This is a genomic window from Streptomyces albiflavescens (assembly GCF_014645835.1).
Classification (GTDB): domain Bacteria; phylum Actinomycetota; class Actinomycetes; order Streptomycetales; family Streptomycetaceae; genus Streptomyces; species Streptomyces albiflavescens.
Genome location: NZ_BMMM01000018.1, coordinates 143,390 through 160,925, shown reverse-complemented (window position 1 = coordinate 160,925; position 17,536 = coordinate 143,390). Strand labels below are relative to the sequence as shown.

The 17,536-nt window shown below is 66.6% G+C and carries 15 protein-coding genes; 8 read left to right on the top strand and 7 right to left on the bottom strand.

Annotation, left to right across the window (positions count from 1 at the left end):
* Window positions 1–7: 7 nt before the first annotated feature.
* A complete protein-coding gene (locus tag IEY95_RS37965; RefSeq protein WP_189190761.1) occupies window positions 8–4,588 on the bottom strand; it encodes a DUF6531 domain-containing protein in 4,581 nt (1,526 codons plus the stop codon).
* Window positions 4,589–4,682: 94 nt separating this feature from the next.
* Window positions 4,683–5,333, bottom strand: coding sequence for a hypothetical protein (locus IEY95_RS37960; protein ID WP_189190760.1), 651 nt, complete (start codon window positions 5,331–5,333; stop codon window positions 4,683–4,685).
* 114 nt (window positions 5,334–5,447) lie between these two features.
* Between IEY95_RS37960 and IEY95_RS37955 the strand changes: the two genes are divergently transcribed.
* The 3 genes from IEY95_RS37955 to IEY95_RS37945 all read left to right on the top strand — a co-directional run bounded on the left by IEY95_RS37955 (window position 5,448) and on the right by IEY95_RS37945 (window position 9,441).
* Window positions 5,448–5,645 carry a hypothetical protein gene (locus tag IEY95_RS37955; protein ID WP_189190759.1) on the top strand — a complete coding sequence of 66 codons (198 nt, stop codon included), beginning with the start codon at window positions 5,448–5,450 and terminating at the stop codon, window positions 5,643–5,645.
* 258 nt (window positions 5,646–5,903) lie between these two features.
* Entirely contained in the window at window positions 5,904–8,027 is a 2,124-nt protein-coding gene (locus IEY95_RS37950) for a hypothetical protein (protein WP_189190758.1), read from the top strand.
* A gap of 163 nt (window positions 8,028–8,190) precedes the next feature.
* Window positions 8,191–9,441, top strand: coding sequence for a PIN domain-containing protein (locus IEY95_RS37945; protein WP_229703638.1), 1,251 nt, complete (start codon window positions 8,191–8,193; stop codon window positions 9,439–9,441).
* 88 nt (window positions 9,442–9,529) lie between these two features.
* Here the strand turns inward: IEY95_RS37945 and IEY95_RS37940 are convergent, their stop codons facing one another.
* From IEY95_RS37940 to IEY95_RS37920, 5 genes are read right to left on the bottom strand one after another with little or no spacing between them, the layout of a single operon-like run.
* Window positions 9,530–10,120, bottom strand: a complete 591-nt coding sequence (locus IEY95_RS37940; RefSeq protein ID WP_189190757.1) for a hypothetical protein — start codon at window positions 10,118–10,120, stop codon at window positions 9,530–9,532.
* Window positions 10,121–10,126: 6 nt separating this feature from the next.
* Window positions 10,127–10,792 carry a hypothetical protein gene (locus tag IEY95_RS37935; RefSeq protein WP_189190756.1) on the bottom strand — a complete coding sequence of 222 codons (666 nt, stop codon included), beginning with the start codon at window positions 10,790–10,792 and terminating at the stop codon, window positions 10,127–10,129.
* A complete protein-coding gene (locus IEY95_RS37930; protein WP_189190755.1) occupies window positions 10,789–11,610 on the bottom strand; it encodes a hypothetical protein in 822 nt (273 codons plus the stop codon). The genes IEY95_RS37935 and IEY95_RS37930 overlap by 4 nt, the downstream gene beginning before the upstream one ends.
* Before the next feature lie 59 nt (window positions 11,611–11,669).
* Window positions 11,670–13,070, bottom strand: coding sequence for a hypothetical protein (locus IEY95_RS37925; RefSeq protein ID WP_189190754.1), 1,401 nt, complete (start codon window positions 13,068–13,070; stop codon window positions 11,670–11,672).
* Window positions 13,067–13,363 carry a hypothetical protein gene (locus IEY95_RS37920; protein WP_189190753.1) on the bottom strand — a complete coding sequence of 99 codons (297 nt, stop codon included), beginning with the start codon at window positions 13,361–13,363 and terminating at the stop codon, window positions 13,067–13,069. Before IEY95_RS37920 ends, IEY95_RS37925 begins: the two co-directional genes overlap by 4 nt.
* An 859-nt stretch (window positions 13,364–14,222) precedes the next feature.
* Between IEY95_RS37920 and IEY95_RS37915 the strand changes: the two genes are divergently transcribed.
* The 5 genes from IEY95_RS37915 (at window position 14,223) to IEY95_RS37895 (ending at window position 17,527) form a co-directional block, all read left to right on the top strand.
* Window positions 14,223–14,522 (top strand): WXG100 family type VII secretion target, encoded by a 300-nt coding sequence (locus IEY95_RS37915; RefSeq protein WP_189190752.1) that lies wholly within the window; start codon window positions 14,223–14,225, stop codon window positions 14,520–14,522.
* Window positions 14,519–15,877, top strand: a complete 1,359-nt coding sequence (locus IEY95_RS37910; RefSeq protein WP_229703621.1) for an AAA family ATPase — start codon at window positions 14,519–14,521, stop codon at window positions 15,875–15,877. The genes IEY95_RS37915 and IEY95_RS37910 overlap by 4 nt, the downstream gene beginning before the upstream one ends.
* A 54-nt stretch (window positions 15,878–15,931) precedes the next feature.
* Window positions 15,932–16,315, top strand: coding sequence for a hypothetical protein (locus tag IEY95_RS37905; protein WP_189190751.1), 384 nt, complete (start codon window positions 15,932–15,934; stop codon window positions 16,313–16,315).
* 121 nt (window positions 16,316–16,436) lie between these two features.
* The gene (locus IEY95_RS37900; protein ID WP_229703620.1) at window positions 16,437–16,940 is read left to right on the top strand and encodes a hypothetical protein; all 504 of its coding nucleotides are present in this window, start codon (window positions 16,437–16,439) and stop codon (window positions 16,938–16,940) included.
* Entirely contained in the window at window positions 16,937–17,527 is a 591-nt protein-coding gene (locus IEY95_RS37895; protein ID WP_189190750.1) for a hypothetical protein, read from the top strand. The genes IEY95_RS37900 and IEY95_RS37895 overlap by 4 nt, the downstream gene beginning before the upstream one ends.
* Window positions 17,528–17,536 lie beyond the last annotated feature (9 nt).

Sequence of the window (17,536 nt, the reverse complement as noted above, 5' to 3'; positions counted from 1 at the left end):
GACTCGTCTACCGGATACGTGGACTGAACCAGTTGCCGAGCATATCATCGACACGGGTTACGTGATCAAGAACTTCCTGCCTCGTTGGATTCGGATGGCTGTCGTAAAACCTGTTCCACTCCACGCGAATATGACTGAGATGGATCCTACTGTTGATGTCACCCTTGGGGATGCCGCGCAGATTCTCCAGAGAGTGGATTTCATCTGCGGAAAACAGGCCAGGGTAACGCTTGAGCACCTGTTGTTCAATGGCGTGATGAACTACGACCTTCCCCTTGAGTTTTGGATTCGCCGCGAAGAACGTCTTCTTGTAGCTGTGACTCGTGGTGCTTCCGACGGAGGCTTCGGCGCGCGTCGGGACGCTCGGCCCCAGCACCGTCTCCTTTCGGGCCGCCGCCTGTTTGGCGGCGTCTTCACACGGCGTCAGTCCCAGGGGGTCAACCCAAGTGAGCGGGTTGTGCACGTAGGCGACAGAGTTGAGGCCTGCCGCGAGGCCCATCGGGTCACGGGTGAGGTATTGGGCTGTTTCAGGATCGTAGTGCCGAAATAGGTTGTAGTGCAGGCCCGTTTCCGAGTCGAAGTACTGGCCGGGGAAACGTAGTGGGGTGTAGGCCGTCGCAGATCGATTCCAGATCGTGGTGCCCCACACCGTCGATCGCGTACGCCAGGCGATCTCTCCTTCCTCGTCAACGAGTTCGCTGGGCGCCCCGATGAGATCAGTGACGATGCCGAAGAAGCGCTGATCAATCTCCTCCTGCGGCGCATGGGCAGCAGTGATGCGCTCGATCTGCGCGATGGGGTGCAGCCCCTGGTGTTCCCAGGTGAGCGTCACAGGGTGCGGCAGATCGACGGCGGTCGTCGTCTGTTCGCACAGAGCGGTGCCGTCCCAGACGAACTCTGTGCGCTCGACGACCGAGCCTTCCGCGCCGTGTCGTAGCTTGGCAATGCGGCGCCCGAGCGGGTCGTAGAGATAGGACCATCGGATTCCGTCCGGTGTGCTGACCGCCGTCAGTCGGTCTTCCGCATCCCATTCGTAGCGCCATGTGTCCGGTTTGCGTGACAGACGCGTCTTCTGCCGGACGGTGATGCGGCCCTGCGCATCGTGTTCGTAGCGCACCGCTCCCGCACGGTTCAGGCGCAGGCTGTGGCGACTTCGTTCTCCGATGGCTTCCTGCCCCGGAAATGCCGTGGGCCATGATGCCTGCGTCTGGCTGCCAAGGGGGTCGTAGCCGTAGTGCTCGACACCTTGTGGTCCGTGAGCCGCAGTGATGCGTCCGGCCGTATCCAGTTCGTAGCGGGACAGGGTGCCGTCGAGGTCCTCGACCTTGGTGAGGTGTCCGTCGGGCCGGTAGCTGTAGTGGCGTCTGCTCCGTGTGCGTCCGTCGGCGGTGAGTGATTGAGAACTGACGCGGCCCAGCTGGTCGTATGTATGGGCGAGGACGGTGCTCCCGCCGACGTAGCGGGCGATTTCTTGTCCCGCTCGGTCGCGGTCGAAGCGGATACTGTGGCCGGAGCTGACGAGTTCAAGGGCACTGCCCGCCACGTCGTAGGTCCAACTGCTCGTGCCGCCACCGGGAGTTGTGCGGGTGCGGCGGCGTCCCACCAGGTCGTAGCTGTGGGCGAGACGTCGGCCGTTGGTCGTTTCCGTCAGGAGTCGGCCTGCCCTGTCCCGGGTCATGCTGATCGTCGCGTTCGGACCGACCGCCTCCACGAGACGTCCGCACAGGTCGTAGCGGAATTCTGTGGTCGCCCCTTCCGACCTTTTCCGGACCACACGGCCGAGCACGTCGTGGTCGCTGTGGACTGCCTGCCCCAAGGCATTGGTGCGGGTGACTAGTTGACCGGCCAGGTCGTAGGCGTAAGTGGTGGTGAGACCGCCGAAGTCCGTCTCGGACAGCAGGCGTCCTGCGGCGTCGTAGGTGAACTGCCAGTCATCGCCCGTGGCAGCAGTGACTAGGACTAGGCGCAGGTCGCCGTCGTACGTGTAGGTGGTGCGGGCTCCGGTGGGGTCCGTCCGGACCGACAGTAGATCGAAGTGGGTGTATTCGTACATGCTGATGTTGCCGGCCGGGTCTTCATGGCGCCGGCAGTTGCCTTCTCCGTCGTACTCCCAGGTCTCGGTGCCGTCGGCATCGGTTTGCCGTGCGAGCCTGCCCTCCATGGTCCACTCGAGGTGAGTGACCGCTCCCAGCTGATCGGTCAGCCGGATCGTTCGACCAAACGCGTCCCGCTCATGCCGTATGACAGCTCCAAGAGGATCTGTGATCTCCAGAGGCAATCCCGCGGGGTCGGTGCGGATCGTTGTGGTGTTTCCGAGTGGGTCCTTCAGATTGCACACGTGCCCCGCGTCGGTATAGGCGTAGCGAAAGGTGGCTCCGTCGGCTTCTGTGATGGCGGTGCGATTGCCCCGCTCGTCGTAGGAGCAGTGCACTGAGGTCCGGTCGGGCAATGTGATGGTGACGGGCAGGCCCAGCCCGTTGTACGCGTACTCGGTACGTGCGCCGTCAGGGCGCAAGACCTCTACAGGTCGCCCCCACTCGTCGTTCACCACATGCGTGGTGTGTCCGAGGGCGTCGGTATGGGACAGGAGCCGATGGTTGGTGTCATACACGATCCTGGTCAGGCCTCCGAGCGGATCCACCTCGGCCACAACCTGACACTCGCCATTGATGACATAGCGGCTCACTGCACCCGCGGCGCTGGTCACCGTAGTGACGCGATGATCTGGCCAATCGGCATCGGCGCCGTCGTAGGCGAAGGTGAATGCGACGTGCCCCGCCTCGCCGCTCTGGGCTGTACAACGGTCCTGTTCGTCGTATGCATAGCAGTACGTGCTGGCGTTGGTATCGGTCCAGGAGGTGACACGCAGTCGTTCATCGTACGCAAGACGCAGAGGCACCTCGCATGAATCCACAACACCCGTGAGGTGCCCATCCGTGTAGGTGAACCGTTTGAGGATGGCATCGGTCCCGTCGTTCGCCGCGCCGGCGAGGCCAAGTGCGGTGATGCGGCCGTCGTCGGTTGTGAACGTGAGGCAGTACCCGGCGGAGTGCTGTATTCGGGACGGCGTCCCATCAGGCTCGTACTCGAAGTTGATCGCGTTGCCGTTCCGATCGGTGATGCGCTGCAGTAGCGCGACTCCACCAACAGGCGGTGCGAATCGTCGAAAATGTCCTGAGTCGGGGTGGTGGATCTGAAAGCCGCCGTCATTCATCAACGTAAGCGGCCAGCAGGGGCCTTGCTCCGGGTACGAAGGGCTGTCCGGCGCCCCAGGGCGCCGATAGGCGAGCAGCATGCCGTCCTCGGTGACGAAGACGACCTCGTCCTGGTCGACCTCCAGCCGTTGGTCGAGCGTGGAGGACCAAGAGGGCCCGAACCACCAACCATTGCGATAATTCGAGGCCACTCGGCGCGTGAAGATGAGGGGCAGCACTCCGGGGAGTTCAACGTCAGTCTGCTGCATGTACATTGCGCCGGTGGCGATGTCGACCGGGTCACCACATCCGAAAACCTTGGTCTTGAGCCGGTTGTAAGCGCCTTTGGCTCCATCCGCCAGCATGCCCTTCGCGTTCTTGCCCAGTCCCTTGACGCCCATGGCCATGCCCTTCAGGCCCATCTTGCCCAGGCCCTTCATGCCCTTGGCGAGTTTTCCGAGGCTGGTGAGGCCCTTGCCACCGGGTATGCAGTCCAGTGCCGCGAACGCCACATCCCACAGGGATGCTTGACCCTTTGCGTACTTATTGAGAGTGTCCGCGAGCACCACGAGCGCGGCGACCAGCACGATCGCGCCGAGGATCGGCCCACCGATGATCATCGCAATGATCCCGACCACCGCGACGACGACCTTGCAGACCGCGACGATGGTGTCCCAGTTGTCGGAGAACCAGTCCCCGACCTCCTCCCACCACTTGCGGTTGTGGATCCCCGCGTCCGAGGCCTCGTCGATCTTGTCCTTGGCGGTCTTCGCCGCCTCCTCCCGCATCTTGCGGGCGTCCTCGGCCATCTTCTTCGCCGCGTCCAGCGCACTGTTCGCGGACGTCACGTCCGACTGAGCAGAGGTCTGCGCCGACTTGGCATGCTGCGCATCCCTCGTCGCCGCACGGACCTTCGCCTCGTCCGGCTTCTCGGTGTCCTTGCTGCCGGTCGGGTCGTCCTTGTACTTGTCCGCTTCCTTATTGGCCTTCGTCACCCACGAATCGGCCGACGACAGACGGGACTTGGCGGAAGAGAGATCCGACTGCGCCTCACGGCCCTTCGCGAGCGCCTTGTCCGCCAGCGCCTGGGCGCGCTCCAGCTTCGGCCAGTACGCCGCCAGCGCATCGCCCGCCATCTCGTAGGACTTCTTCAGCTTCTTCAGCTGCTTCGGCACGCCCGAGAACTCGTCCTGGAACGCCTTGGCGGATTTACCAGCCCATTTCAGGACGGCGTCATCGTCGGCCATCCCCTTGATCAGGCGGAGGGCATCGGAGACGTCGTCCGCGAAGTCGTGCAGGTTCTTCGCCAGATGCCGCACCCGGTCCGGATCCCCCGGCGTCGGGTCCTTGTCCAGGTCCAGGACATGCCAGTCCCCCGGCCGATTCCCCGCCACGTCGCAACCCCCGTCACGCCCGCATCACCAACAACCGTACGAATGCTCGAAGTTACTAGAGATGTACGGGCGACGGGAAGGCCGTTTGTTCGATCTAGTTCGCAAAGCGGAACGTCGACGTGATCGCGTCGAAGATGTCGAAGAAGGAGTCCGCGAGGTCGAGGACCTGGCTGCTCCCGGCCACGAGGGCGACCTTGCCCTCCTGGCCCGGCACGGGGATGAACGTTTGCATGAGTACGGCACGAATGGTGCGGTTGAGGGTGTCGTCGGGCACGGCGATGTCCTCGATGCCGTACGTGCGCGCGGCCGGGCCGACACCCGGGATGTCGACGGTGGTCACCTTGCGCCAGGCGTCGCCCTCCTTCTTCGCCTCGCGCACGGCGAGTTGGCTCGCGATCGTCGCCGGGTCGGTGGAGAGGGGCTCGCCGGTCTGCTGCGAACGGCCGCCGACGATCGAGACGGTGACCGAACCCGTGATCGGGGTGTCGCCGCCGAAACTCTCCGCCATGCAGCCGCAGTAGAGGGCGCCGGACTTCCAGGCGTCGGCGGCCGACTTCTGGAGGAAGGCGGCGTACGTGTCGCGGTACTTCGCCAACTCGGGGCGCTGTCGCACCCGTTCGTCCACCATCCGCCGGATGGAGTCGTCACGGGATTCGGGCCGTACGTCGAACTCCCACCACGACTCGGGCACCTTGATCCGAAAGCCGCCGCGCTCGATAGTGAGCGTTTCCATGTAGCGGGCCATGGTGTGTCCCCCGTTGTTCGTCCCTCTGTTCGGCTCGGGTCAGCCTACGAGGTGACGCGCGCCGTCACCCCAGGGCCCGGCCGTCACCCGCCTGGGCGACGTACCGACGGCGCAATGGCCGACGAAATGCTCTCGGGCGGAGTCGGCTTCTTCGGCATCGGCCTGTACGGCATCGAGGACGGCGGCGGGGTGACACACTGCTCCCTCACCATCGCGGCGGTCTACGAGTCGGGCGAGACGGATCAGGACGTCGTCGCCCACGGAGTTCATGCGCTTCGTGAGGCCGAAGAACCCGACGCACCGCCCTCGTAGCAATCATCTCGCGCGCCGTCAGCGGCCCTCGCAACCCCCTGCTGGACCACCCGCAGGACGAGCCCAAGGCACCACGGACAGCCAAGTGCACTGACTCCGCAGCCAACCCCCCATCGGAGAACGCCGTTTCGCACTAGTGAAGCGCCCAAGTACAGTGCCGCAGGTGACAGCAATCGGGTGGCGGGGGATCCATCGATGAAAGCGGTCGTGAGGCAGGGCACGGACCGGGCAGGCAGGCGGGCTTGGCGGGTTCCGTGGGTGGGTGTCACGCGCGCACTCCTTGCCCTCTTCGCGCTCAGCGCCCTGTTCGCAACCGCCACCCCGGCCAACGCCGCCGGCTCCCCCACCCCCTCCACCCAAGCCGCCTACTTCGCCGCCCACCTCCGCACCAACCCCGTCTACGTAACCGACCAACTCCCCCGCGAGATCCCCCGCTCCCAAGCCCCCGCTTTCGCCGAGCTGGCCAAGCGCACCGGCATCCCGACGTACGTCCTCGTCCTCCCCGAACAGGACCCGGGCGGCAAGGGACTGCTCGGTGCGGTGCACGACCGGCTCGGGCGGGACGGGCTCTATGTGCTGGTCGACACGTCGGGGGTCACGGACGCCGTGGCGTACGGAGTGCGCGCGCCCGCCGACGACGCGGCGACCGTCGCGCTCTACGAACTCCCCTACGACGCGGGCCCCTTGCGCAGCTTCGAGCGCTTCGTGGATGTCGTCGCGCAGGGCAGCGAGAAGGCCGCCGAACGAGCGGAGGCGGCGCGTGAGAAGTACGGGGAGGGCAACGCCGAGCCCGACCGGATGTACATCGACCGCACCGACCGTAAGAACCAGTCGTTCCTCACGGGGGTGTTGCTCGTCGGCCTACCTCTGTTGATTCTGCTGCTGGTCACATACGTACGGCGCTGGCGGCACGTACTCCTCAAAGCAACCGGACAGGCGAAACCGGACAGGCGCCGCGCGCCGGAGTGGCTCGCCTCCGTCCTCGCCCTCGTCACCGCCGCCGCGATCGTCCTGACCACCGCGTTCGCCTTCGACCAAGCCGAGTCGAGCGCGGCCGCGCCGCCCACCGCGGCCGATCTGTCCTCCCGCGTCGAGCGGGTCGCGGCGGGGCTGAAGCAGGACTCCGTGTACATGGATCCGGAGAGTCCGCGAGTGCTGGACTCCCCTCAGCTCTCCCGTCTGCACCAGCGGATGCGGGAGTTCGCTCGTACCGACGGCAGAGGTCCGGTCTACGTCCTGCTCGTCCCGCAGTTGTCCGTCGACGAATCCGCCGGCCGCCCCGAGGCGTTCGCGGACGCCGTGCACGCCGAACTCGGCAAGGACGGAGAAGGCAGCAACGACCGCGAGGAGGGGCTGTACGTGGTCGCCGACACGCTCCGCGGGGACATCAACGTCCTCAACTACGGTCTGCGGCTGGACAGCGGTCGACTCTCCTTCGACCTGCCGGAATCCATCGGCTTCGGTGACGAGACGGCACGAGAGGCGGACGACCACCTCCTCGGCGAACGGCTCGACGACCTCATGACGTTCCTGGACAAGTCCCCACGTACGGACGAGCCGAGTACGACTTCCGACCTGAGCACCAAAGCCGAGCCCATCGAGGACAACGCACTCCCGCCGCTCTTCTCCGGAGACTTCTGGCCGGGGCTGCTCGTCGGCGGCCTGGGGGCGCTGCTGGTCCTCGGCCTCGTGACGGGCGTCCTGGGGATCGTCGGCTCGGTGCTGCGGCGGCGCCATCCGGTACCGTCCGGCTCAAAGTCGGCGTATCTCCAGGAGCCGACTGATCCATCGGTGTCGTATCTGCGGACCACCGCGTACGACGAACTCGGCGCTCTGTCCGAGGAGTTCCTGGACTCCGACGACGCGGACGCCGGCAACCTCACCAGCCGTGTCCGCGTCTGGGACAGCTTCGACGCCGCGATGCTCCTCGTCGACGGCGACCGCGACCGGCTCACCGAAACGAGCCACGCGGACGATGCGGACGATGCGGACGGCGCGGACGCCCCGGACATCGATCCCGTGACGCTGGTCACGGTCATCGTCCTCGCCCGCGCGGGGCGCGCCGCGCTCAGGAACGAGGCGTACGACCTGTGCTGCGCCCTCAATCCGCTGCACGGGCCCGCCGTCACCCGCCACCCCGTACGGGTGTCGGCCGAGGACCGGCGCCGCCGTCGGCTCCCCGTGTGCGACGCCTGCCGTGCCACGGCGATTCGCGAGCCCGGCGCCGTCCACACACTGTTGATGACGTTGCCCGCACAGGACGCTTCCGCTGATGGCCGGGGACGCGTTCCCTACGACGTACTCGAGAGTCCGCTCTCCGCCGCACCCGACGGCATTCCCCGACTCATCGACGCGGTAAGGGAGTTGGCCGGTGTTGAGTGATCGCAGTGATCGCAGTGATCGCAGTCATGGGAGTGACTGGAGTGACCGGAGTAAGTGGAGTAAGCGGAGTAAGCGGAGTAAGCGGAGTATCCGGCGTGACCGGAAGCGTGTGATCGCCGCTCTGCCGACGGTTCTCCCGGCGGTCCCGTCGGCGGTTCTCCCGATGGTGCTGTCGGCGGTTCTGTCGGCGGTTCTGCTCGCCGTCGGCCCCACCGCCTCGGCCCGAGCCGCGGGTTCCACCAGCCCCGGCGAGCGCATCGCCGGCGCCCTGCGCACATCGCCCGTCTACGTCGACGGCGCGTACAGCGACGCCGTACCACCCGCCCGCCAGAAGCAACTGGTGGCGCAGATCAAGAAGACGGGCCTGCCGATCAAGGTGGTCCTGGTGCCGTTGACCAAGGGCGACGGCTTCGACGGGGACTCGGACGTCCTCGCCCGGGTCGTCCACGACCGTCTCCCCCAGCACAACCTCATCCTCATCACGACGGACAGCGACTTCACCGACTCGCTGAACGGCTACGAGTGGCCGACCGACGCCCACCAGAGCAGCGATGCCGTGGCCTCCGTGGAATTCCTGGACGAGATGCGGGACGCCGGCCTGGCGGACCGGACGGCCAAGGCCGTGGAGCTGGTGGCGGAGGGCGACGGGACGAAGGTGTACAAGGAGGCGACGAAGGGCCTGCGGGACTCCAGCTCCACGCCCCCTGCCGCCACGTCGGGCTCGGGCGGGGCCACTTGGTGGCTCTGGCCCCTCGTCGCCGTACCGGCACTCGCGCTGATCACCCTCGTCGGCCGCTCTCTCGTGCGCTCGCGCCGATCCCGCTCTCGTACGGACCCCGTCGCCTTCCCCCAGGTCGTGTTCGCGACGGCCCGCGCTGCCAACGAGGCGGAGCTGCGCCGCCGGGCGGAGGACGAAGTCCTGGCCCTGGGCGAGGCGACACAAGCAGCCGACGCGGACGGGACCCCCGGTCTGCAGCACGCCCTCGACGCCTACGCCGCCGCCGGCACCGTCCTCGACGCCGCCCGCGGCATCCCGGACCTGGCGGGTGTACTGGCCCTGGTGGCGGAGGGGCAGGACGCCCTCACCGGCACCCCGTCTCCCCTCCCCCTCTGCTTCTTCAACCCCCTCCACGGCCGTGCCGCCCAGCGCACCACCTGGCGTCCGCTGGGCCGCCGCGAACGCCTGAAGGTGGCCACCTGCCAACCGTGCACCGACGCCCTGCGCGCCCGCCGGGCCCCGGAGGTCCTCACCGACACGACGGAGGACGGCCGCGAGGTCCCGTACTTCGAGATCCCGGGCGAGCGGAGCGTGTGGGCTGCGACCGGGTACGGGGCGCTGGTGCGGAACAGGGAGGACGGGCTGGCGGGGCGGGTGGCCCGGGGTGACTTCACACGTTCCCTGAACTCACCGTGACCCTCCGTCAGCTCTTCATGATTGCCCGTCAGTTCACCGTGATGTCTGTCAGTTCACCGTGACGTGCGTCAGTTCACCGTGACGTCTGTCAGTTCACCGAGACCGTCCGCGCCAGATCGTCCGTCAGCGTGCACAGCGCGTCGGTGTGCGCGAGGGCGCGCCAGGAGGTGAGCAGCACGAGGGCCCACTTCTCGTCCGGGCAGATGCCGTACGCGCAGGTCTCCAGGACCGTGCCCGTGCCGTCCCGGTCGGCGTCCTGGACGTAGGCGTGCCGCACCCGGACCGCTGGGCCGGCGGGCAGGGTCCGCAGTTCAGCCACCGGCGGGCGGTAGGAGATCTCCGTCGGAGTGGTCAGGTAGCGCCGGAGGAGGTCGACGGTCACTGTGGGGTACGTCTCGTCGGCCACCAGCGCCGACAACTCGATGCGGGCCAGCTCGCCGAGACGCGGCTCGGGGACGTACGAGAGCGCGGTGACCGGGCCGCGGCCACGCGCGTCCTCGGCGGCCTCGCGCAGTTCGTCGGCGAGCGCCTCGATCAGCCGCTGGTCCCCGTCGGCGCCCGCGCGCTGCCGTGCCGCGTCGGCGGCCCACGCATCCAGGTCGACCAGTTCTCGCACCGGCAGGGAGACGGCGTCGTCCGGCGCCTGTATGCGGACCGTGGACGCGGAGAACTCGGGCATCAGCGATCAGGCCATCCATTGCAGAGTGCGGGCGATCGAGTCGAAGAGGGTGACCAGCGCTTCCGCCAGCGGCTCCATCGACGAGGGCGTCGGGGTCGAGAAGGAGAGCAGCAGGCGCTGGTCGCTCCGCGGCACCGCGAGGTAGACGTCCAGGTGCGTGAGGGGCACTGTGTTGCCGTCCGGGTCGTCGGGCGCGGGACGGAGTCGGTAGAGGTGACGTACGGCCGGGCCCGCGGGCAGGTCGGCCATGGTGACGTCGGCGTCCGCGTCGGCGCCGCCTGTCCCCAGGGACAGGGCTATGTCGGCCAGGTCTCCCCCCGCGGAGCCTGGCGGGGGCTGCAGGACGGTGACGACCAGGCCCGCGGTCACCGGTACCTGGCCGATGACCTGGTTGACGAGGTACATCTCCACCCCGCCCTTCGTGTGCGCGGCCTCGGCCTGCTCCCGGAGCCGGTCGGCGAGCGCGGCCTTCAGCTGCGGGGTGGCCTTCGTCCGGCGCAGGCCGCGGTTGACCAGCTTGTCGATGCGGTGGGGCCAGCGGTCGGGGTCGAGGACCACTCGCTCCCAGCCCTCCGGTACGGCGATGCGGTAGTCGGAGGGGGGTGCGGGCGGTGCGGGCGGCGCCTCGGGATCGCCGGTCGCCGTGGCTTCCGTATCCGTCTTGTCGGTCATGCCGCCGTTCCGTTCAGCCGACCGCCTCGATCGCTGCGCGCCTCATTCGCCCGGCCCAAGGCCGCGGCGGTCAGCGGGGCGAGGACGAGAACCGCGGCGGCGCCCAGACAGACGTAGCCGTCAACGGTGCCGCCGACGTCGGACTTGTGACCGAGGACCGGTCGGTAGTGACCGGCCGGATCGACCACGGCGGTGGTTTTCGAGCCCACCAGGTCTGTGCACCACTTATCGTTCCGGAACACCTCACGGAACGAGCCGTCCGGGAGCTTGACGCGGCAGTAAGTGACGCGAGCTCCGTGCGATTCCGAGTAGTGGGGCTTGGCGTAGGTCACGGTCGTCTCCTGTCCGCGCACCTGTAGATACCACTCGTCGGCGGAGTAGGAACCCATCCAGATCAGGACGATATAGGCAGCCCCGACGAGGCAGCGCGCGGCAAGCCCTCCGCGGGACAGGCGGGTCTTGAACAGCGCCCAGGCCACCGGCACCGCGCAGGCCCAACCCACGAACAGTGCGGTGGAGTTGATGAGATACGTGGACAGCAGGCAGATCACCACACCGGCGACGGCCACCAGGAGCAGTCGCATCCACGGCCACACCTCGGACCGTTCGGTCGGCCCTTCGTCGTCACCGAGCCGCCGCGGATGGGAGTTGGTGGTGAACTCCGAGAGGATGCCACGCACCTGCCGTATGCCGCCCTCGCCGGCCGCGATACGGCGCAGTTCCAGCAGCCCCATACCGACTTGTTCCAGCGCCAGTTGCCCTTCCTTGGGCAACTGGGCGAACAACTCGTCGACAGAGCCCTCGTCCTTGCTCGCCACGTAATCCTTGCTTTCCTAGTTCCGGGGGTGCCCGGTGGCCGACGGGTTCAGCAGCCACCTCAGGACGTGGTCCAGTGCCAGTTGTAGAAGGGAATCCCACCCGCGCCGACACCGGGAATCGTCTTCAGATCGCGGAACACATTGCGTTCGAGACTCTCCGGTTCCCAGTCCTGCAGGGGCGCCAAGTTCCCGATACCCGCCGCCAAGGGCAGAGCCTGACTCGCCCAGTAGAGCCGGTTGGCCGAGTGCGCCATCCCCTTGAACGTCGAGTCCGCAATCTGCGACAACTTCGGCGCACCGTCGGCGAGGAGGCTTTCCGCGCCGGGGAGTTTCCCCGCCGCGATCCGGATGTCGTTCACGTACGCCTTGAAGTTCAGCGACTCTTTGACCACCGATCGCATCCGAGGCAGGAGCTCGGCGGGCCCCTCGGCCAGCGCCTTCCCGATCTGCCCGGACTTGACCCCGTTGAGCGTCTCGGCGAGTTCGCGGGCCGCCGTCGGGTTCAGCCCTATCTCCCGCGCCAGCTGGAAGTCCTTGAGGGCGGAGGCGCCGCGTGCGGCCACGGATGCCTCCTTCGCCGCGGTGCCGAGCACGCGTCCGGCACCGAAGGACAGCACGCCGACCACGTCGATGGCGACGTCCAGCCAGGTGCCCTTGCCGTCCAGGGCCGAAATGGTGTCGCAGACGAGAGCGACGACGGACGCCACCAGGGCCAGCGCGGCGAGCACCTCACCGAGGACGGGGACCCAGCTCAGCACGAGGGCCAGCAGACAGAGCACGCCGGCGATCGCGCCGGCCCAGTGCCCGATGTCCGCGACCCAGTCCTTCCAGTTGTCCCACCAGTGGTGCTCGGGATCCTTCAGTCCGTCGTGGTCGACGGCGTCGTGGATGGCGGACTTGGCGTAACCGGCCTGAGTGTCCCGGTAGGACAGGGCGTGCCGGAGGTCCTTCTTGGCGCCCTCGAGGTCCGCGTCGGCGGACTCCTTCTGCTTCTTCAGCTTCTGCTTGTCGGGGTGGTCGTCCTTGCCCGGATGCTGGTCGATCTGGTTCTGGTAGTGGCTGCCGTCCGCGTCGGCGGCCTTGGCCTTCCCGAGTGCCGTACGGACCAGGTTCTGGGCGTGGTTGAGGGCGGTGGCCCAGTTCTCCCGCGCCTCGTCGGAGACAGGTTCGAGCCCCACCGAGGAGCCGAGGGCATCCGCGGCGGCCGCGTACCGCTGGTGCGACTTGGTGAGCAGCCCGACCGTGTCCTCGGTCTTCTTCTGGAACTCACGGCCGGCGTCGGAGTCCCAGCCGTTGCCGTCGACCAGGTTGTGCAGCTTGGTGGCCTGCTCCTGGATCAGGGCGGCGGTGTCGGCGATGCGCTTGCCGAGCCGGGCCACCTCGTAGGGGTCGCCCGGGGTGAATTCCTTGTCGGTGCAGCGGGCGGTCTGCCAGTCGACGCCGGAGAAGTCGTCGCTCACTTGCCGTTGCCGCCCTTCTCCGACTGAGACTTCAGCAGGGCCTGGGCGAGATGCTGATCGAGGCCGTCGTACGCCTTCGCCGCCTCGCCAGCCGTCTTGCCGAGGAACTCCAGACCGTCGCAGAGCTGCTTGCGCTTCTTCTTCCAGTCGTCCGCGAAGTCGTCGAGCGCGTCCGCGACATCGCCGGAGCCGATCTCGGAGTCGTAGGAGTCGACGAGGTCCTTGGCCTGCTCGAAGTGCGTCTTCAGCTTCGCCACCGACCGGCTTATCTCACGCAGTTCCGATGTGGACACGGCAATGTGATCCGCCACTACGACCCCCGTACGAGTGCTGTCCCTCCGGCCGCCGCGTCTGCCTCTTCCGGCTCATCTGCCGCGGCGCGGCCACGCCCACTGTTCTGCAGGGCTTTCTGCCCAGCAACCAACGGAAAGCAAAGGGAGTGTCCAGAACAAGTAGCCAGGTAGGCAGCCGGGTTCGGTCCACACCCTGTGTGGCACCGGCGACAGCCGGCCGTGCGGCACGGCGCAGGGGGCCTCGCCCTCACGTCCTGGGATTCGCGATCGGCAACTCCATCATCGCGAACGGCGGGCCCCAAGGCGGTCGTCAGTGACATGCCCGGACCGACCCGGTCACCCCGTCGACAGCGGCAGTTCGGCACGGAGTCACCTCCGCGGCCGCCGCCCTGGCCCCTCACCGGCATACCAGGATTCGCGAAGATCCGATCCTCTTGCAGGCTCGGAGCAACGGACGAGGTCGGCAACCTGGGCCGAGTCATGAGCTAGTTCATTTCCGCAAGACGCGGGACCCCTTGATAGCTCCCGCGAACACGCACACATGTCTCCGGCCTCGAACACCACCCGCGAAGTTCCGGAGTCAGACGGACCGAAGACGGACGCGATCAGGGCAGAGAGTACGGCCGATTTACACCGTTAGATCCCTAATTGAAGCCGTTTTTGGGTGGAAATTCAGCCTGGCGAAACCGCCAGCCCCACCGATATGGTCATTACGCTTGACCAAACCTTTGTCATACGGGGAGTCCATCTTGACGCGCCGCTCTTTGCCGGTTGCTGCCGCGCTCCTGGCGACCGCAGCCCTGCCGCAGACAGCCCGCGGCATCGATGAAGCAAATGACACGCGGGAGAGGGGGCCTCGATGGCAGAGCCGGATCTGACGGTCGACTACGAATTCCTCGCGGAGTCGGAGCGGAAACTGAGCCAGCTCCAGAGGACGTTCAAGGACATCGAGAACCGTCGCGACGACATGCGCGGACACTGGGGCTCCGGTTCGATCGCGGACGCGATGGGTGATTTCGTCGACAACTGGGACGACTACCGCACCAAACTCATCGAGGGTATCGAGTCGGTCGGCAAGCTCGTGGCCGGCACCAAGAAGGCCTTCGAGGAACTCGACGACGAGCTGAGCAAGCGCGACGAAAAGAAGCCGAAGAAGTGACGACAGCGACATCCAAGCGCCGCCCGGTCGACTGGCAGCCGCTCCGCGACTCCGACCCGGTACCCGGGGACCCGGAGGAGATCCGCGCCGAGGTCCGCCACATGGTGTCGGTCGCCAAGAAGCTCCGGGACCAGGCCAAGAATCTCCAGGCTCTGAGCAAGGAAGACAAACTCAAGGGCAAATACGTCAAGCGCCTGCGCGAGGACTCCTCCACCCTGGAGAAGCACATGCGAGAGGTGGCCAGTCGCTACGAGCGGGTGCACGGCCATCTCACCACGTGGGCCAGCGAGTTGGAGGACTTCCAGTCCGACGCCGACCATGTCCTGCGCCAGGCCAAGGAGAAGCAGGACGAGATCGAGGCGGAGAAGGTCAAGGAGTCCGGCTCCGGCGACAAGAACACTCCGAAGGCATCCGCCGGCGAAGCCGACCACGACCCCCTGCAGACGTACCGGAATCAGCTGGACACCATCACCGGCGATCGCGACACCCGCGCCAACCACCACGCGGGCAAGATCAGGGACGAGATCGACGACGTCATCGAGGACTCGTGGTGGGACAACGTCAAGGGCTGGTTCCACGACAACGCGGACTGGATCAAGACCGTCCTCGACGCACTCGGCTGGATCGCCACCATCGCCGGAATCATCGCCATCTGGATTCCCGGCCTGAACCTTCTGGTCCTCGGAATCGCCGTGCTGACCATCCTGGCCAGATCCATGCTGGTCGCCTCCGGCGACGCATCATGGACCGATCTGGCCTTCGACGTCGGCGGGCTGCTCCTGATGGGTATCGGCCGCGGTGGCATCAACATGCTCAAGGGCGCGAACAAGGTCACCACCGCTGCCGCCCAGACGAGCCGAACCGCCGGGCTCAAAGCCGGCCTCAGGTCACACAAGGGAATGCTGAACGATCTCAGCAAGGCCATGGCGGGCGCTCAGGACGACGTCTCCCGGAAGTTCTTCTCGGACTTGCGTCGATTCACCCTGAAAAAGATTTCCCGGGACACCGGTCTGGTCGCCAAGGGACCGACCCAGGTGTCCACGGTCTCCAAGTGGCTGCATCTGGGCGACGACGAGGCAGCCGGGCTGTTCGGACAACTCCGTTCGAACAAGGGAGTCTTCTCCGACGCCGTGTCGGGCGGGGCATCCAAGCTCGGACACGTGGGTTACGGAGTGTCCATGGGCGCCGCGTACGTCGGCATGGGTGTCGACGTCATGGACAAGTCGCTGAGCAAGAGCGACTCCATCAGCTGGCTGGACCAGCAGGGGCTGCTCCCCGGGGACAAGCCGTACAACGAGGGCTACAACACCTGGAAGGAGAGCGGCTGGATGCCGGCCGCGGACACTCACTGGTGAACACTCGATGGCGCGCCCGGAACACCGGTGAACGCGGCAAGGAAAGCAGGGATAATGGCTGATTCTCTCAGGGAACAGCTGGGCTCGGGTACGAATTTCAGAGTGCGGGTGACCATCATCGGCGCGCTGTTGTCCATCGTCCCGTTGATCGGAATCTCGCTCCTGATCCCCGATGCCGGTCGTGATGTCCTGTTCTGGATCTACTGGGCCATGCTGGCGGGCTGTCTGCTCCATCTCCTGTGGATCCTGATCAAGAATCCCACGCCCAGCAAGCGACCTCCGCTACTGACGCGTGATCTCGCCATGGGCTGGGCCCTACTGCTGCCCAGCCTCATCAGCTCCTTCTGGCCGGGAATCGTCGGAGCCCCGTTGTTCACCGTGCTGGTTGGCGCGACCTGGGTCGCGGAGAAGATGCGGAACCGCAGTGTCACATCCTGAGAACTTCCTGGAATCCGTCCGTGTCCCGGTCGGATTCAATCTCGTCCCGCCACCCGGATGGGACACCATTCCGCTCCGGAGCGGCACAAGAGAGGCAATCCAGCGAATCGTACGGAAATCCGTGTCTCAACTCCCCGCCGGATTCCCGAAGGACGACATTCCGAAGGCCCGGCTGCAGCTCACGAAAGAACTGAAGCAGACCGTTCGACAGGCTCGCAATTCGGACGGCCTGACGCTCTATCTGCCCGTCGAGCGCATGCACGGAATGCTCATCCCGGCCTCTTTTGTTGCCTCCGAGCCGCTGGGGGCACCGGCAGGGAACATCGAGCCCGAGGCCGTACTCATTGATCTCGCCCGTGATGCCGAGGAGGCCTCGGCCCGGGAACTCGACGGAACGGCGGCCGTGCGCATCCTGCAGAAGCTGCCCGCCGATCCGGACAAGGGAGTCGAGGTGCCGTCCTGGCGGGTGCAGTACACCGTGCCGATCACGCACAGCGTCCCCGCCCAGTGGCTGACGTTCTCCTTCAGCACGCTGACCACCCCCGACATGGACATCGAGTTCACCGAGACCCTGGTCGAACTCTTCGATGCCGTGATGACCACTTTCCGCTGGAGCTACGCATGACGACCGTCGAGACCGATTCCGATCCGGCCCTGTGGTTCCGCATGCCGCTGGGCGGCAGCAAGTCGGAGTTCGCACAGTGGCTGGACCTGCAACTCGACGCGAGTGCCCTGCTCCACCGGCGCAAGCTCACGTGGCGCGAGAAGCGGCAGATGAAGAAGTTTCTGGAGGGCTCGGCCGCCATGCTGCGCGACCGAGTCGAGGCCGACCAGGCGTACCTCTTCGGTCCGATGCCGCCACAGGCCGCACCGCTGGTCTTCTTCACCAAGCAGTTCGCCTGCGACGAGGAGCACAGTCCCCTGCACCTGAGCATGCTGGCCGAACCCGATCCCACGGCCGCCGAGGCCAGCCAGCGGGTGGAGACCGTCCCCTTCGTCTCGCCCCATCTGGGCGAGGGTCTGCGCAGCCTGCGCAGTTGGACCGGTCCCGACGGTGGGCTGATGCTCTCCGTCACCTACGCCTGGAACGACTCGGCCCACGACATCGATCTGGTCCTCAAAGGCCATTACGACGACCCCGCCCTCCTCGAAACCTCCTTCGACGCCATCGACGACTTCGCCAGAAGTCTCTGGATCAGAGATGAGGCGTGACGACCCGAG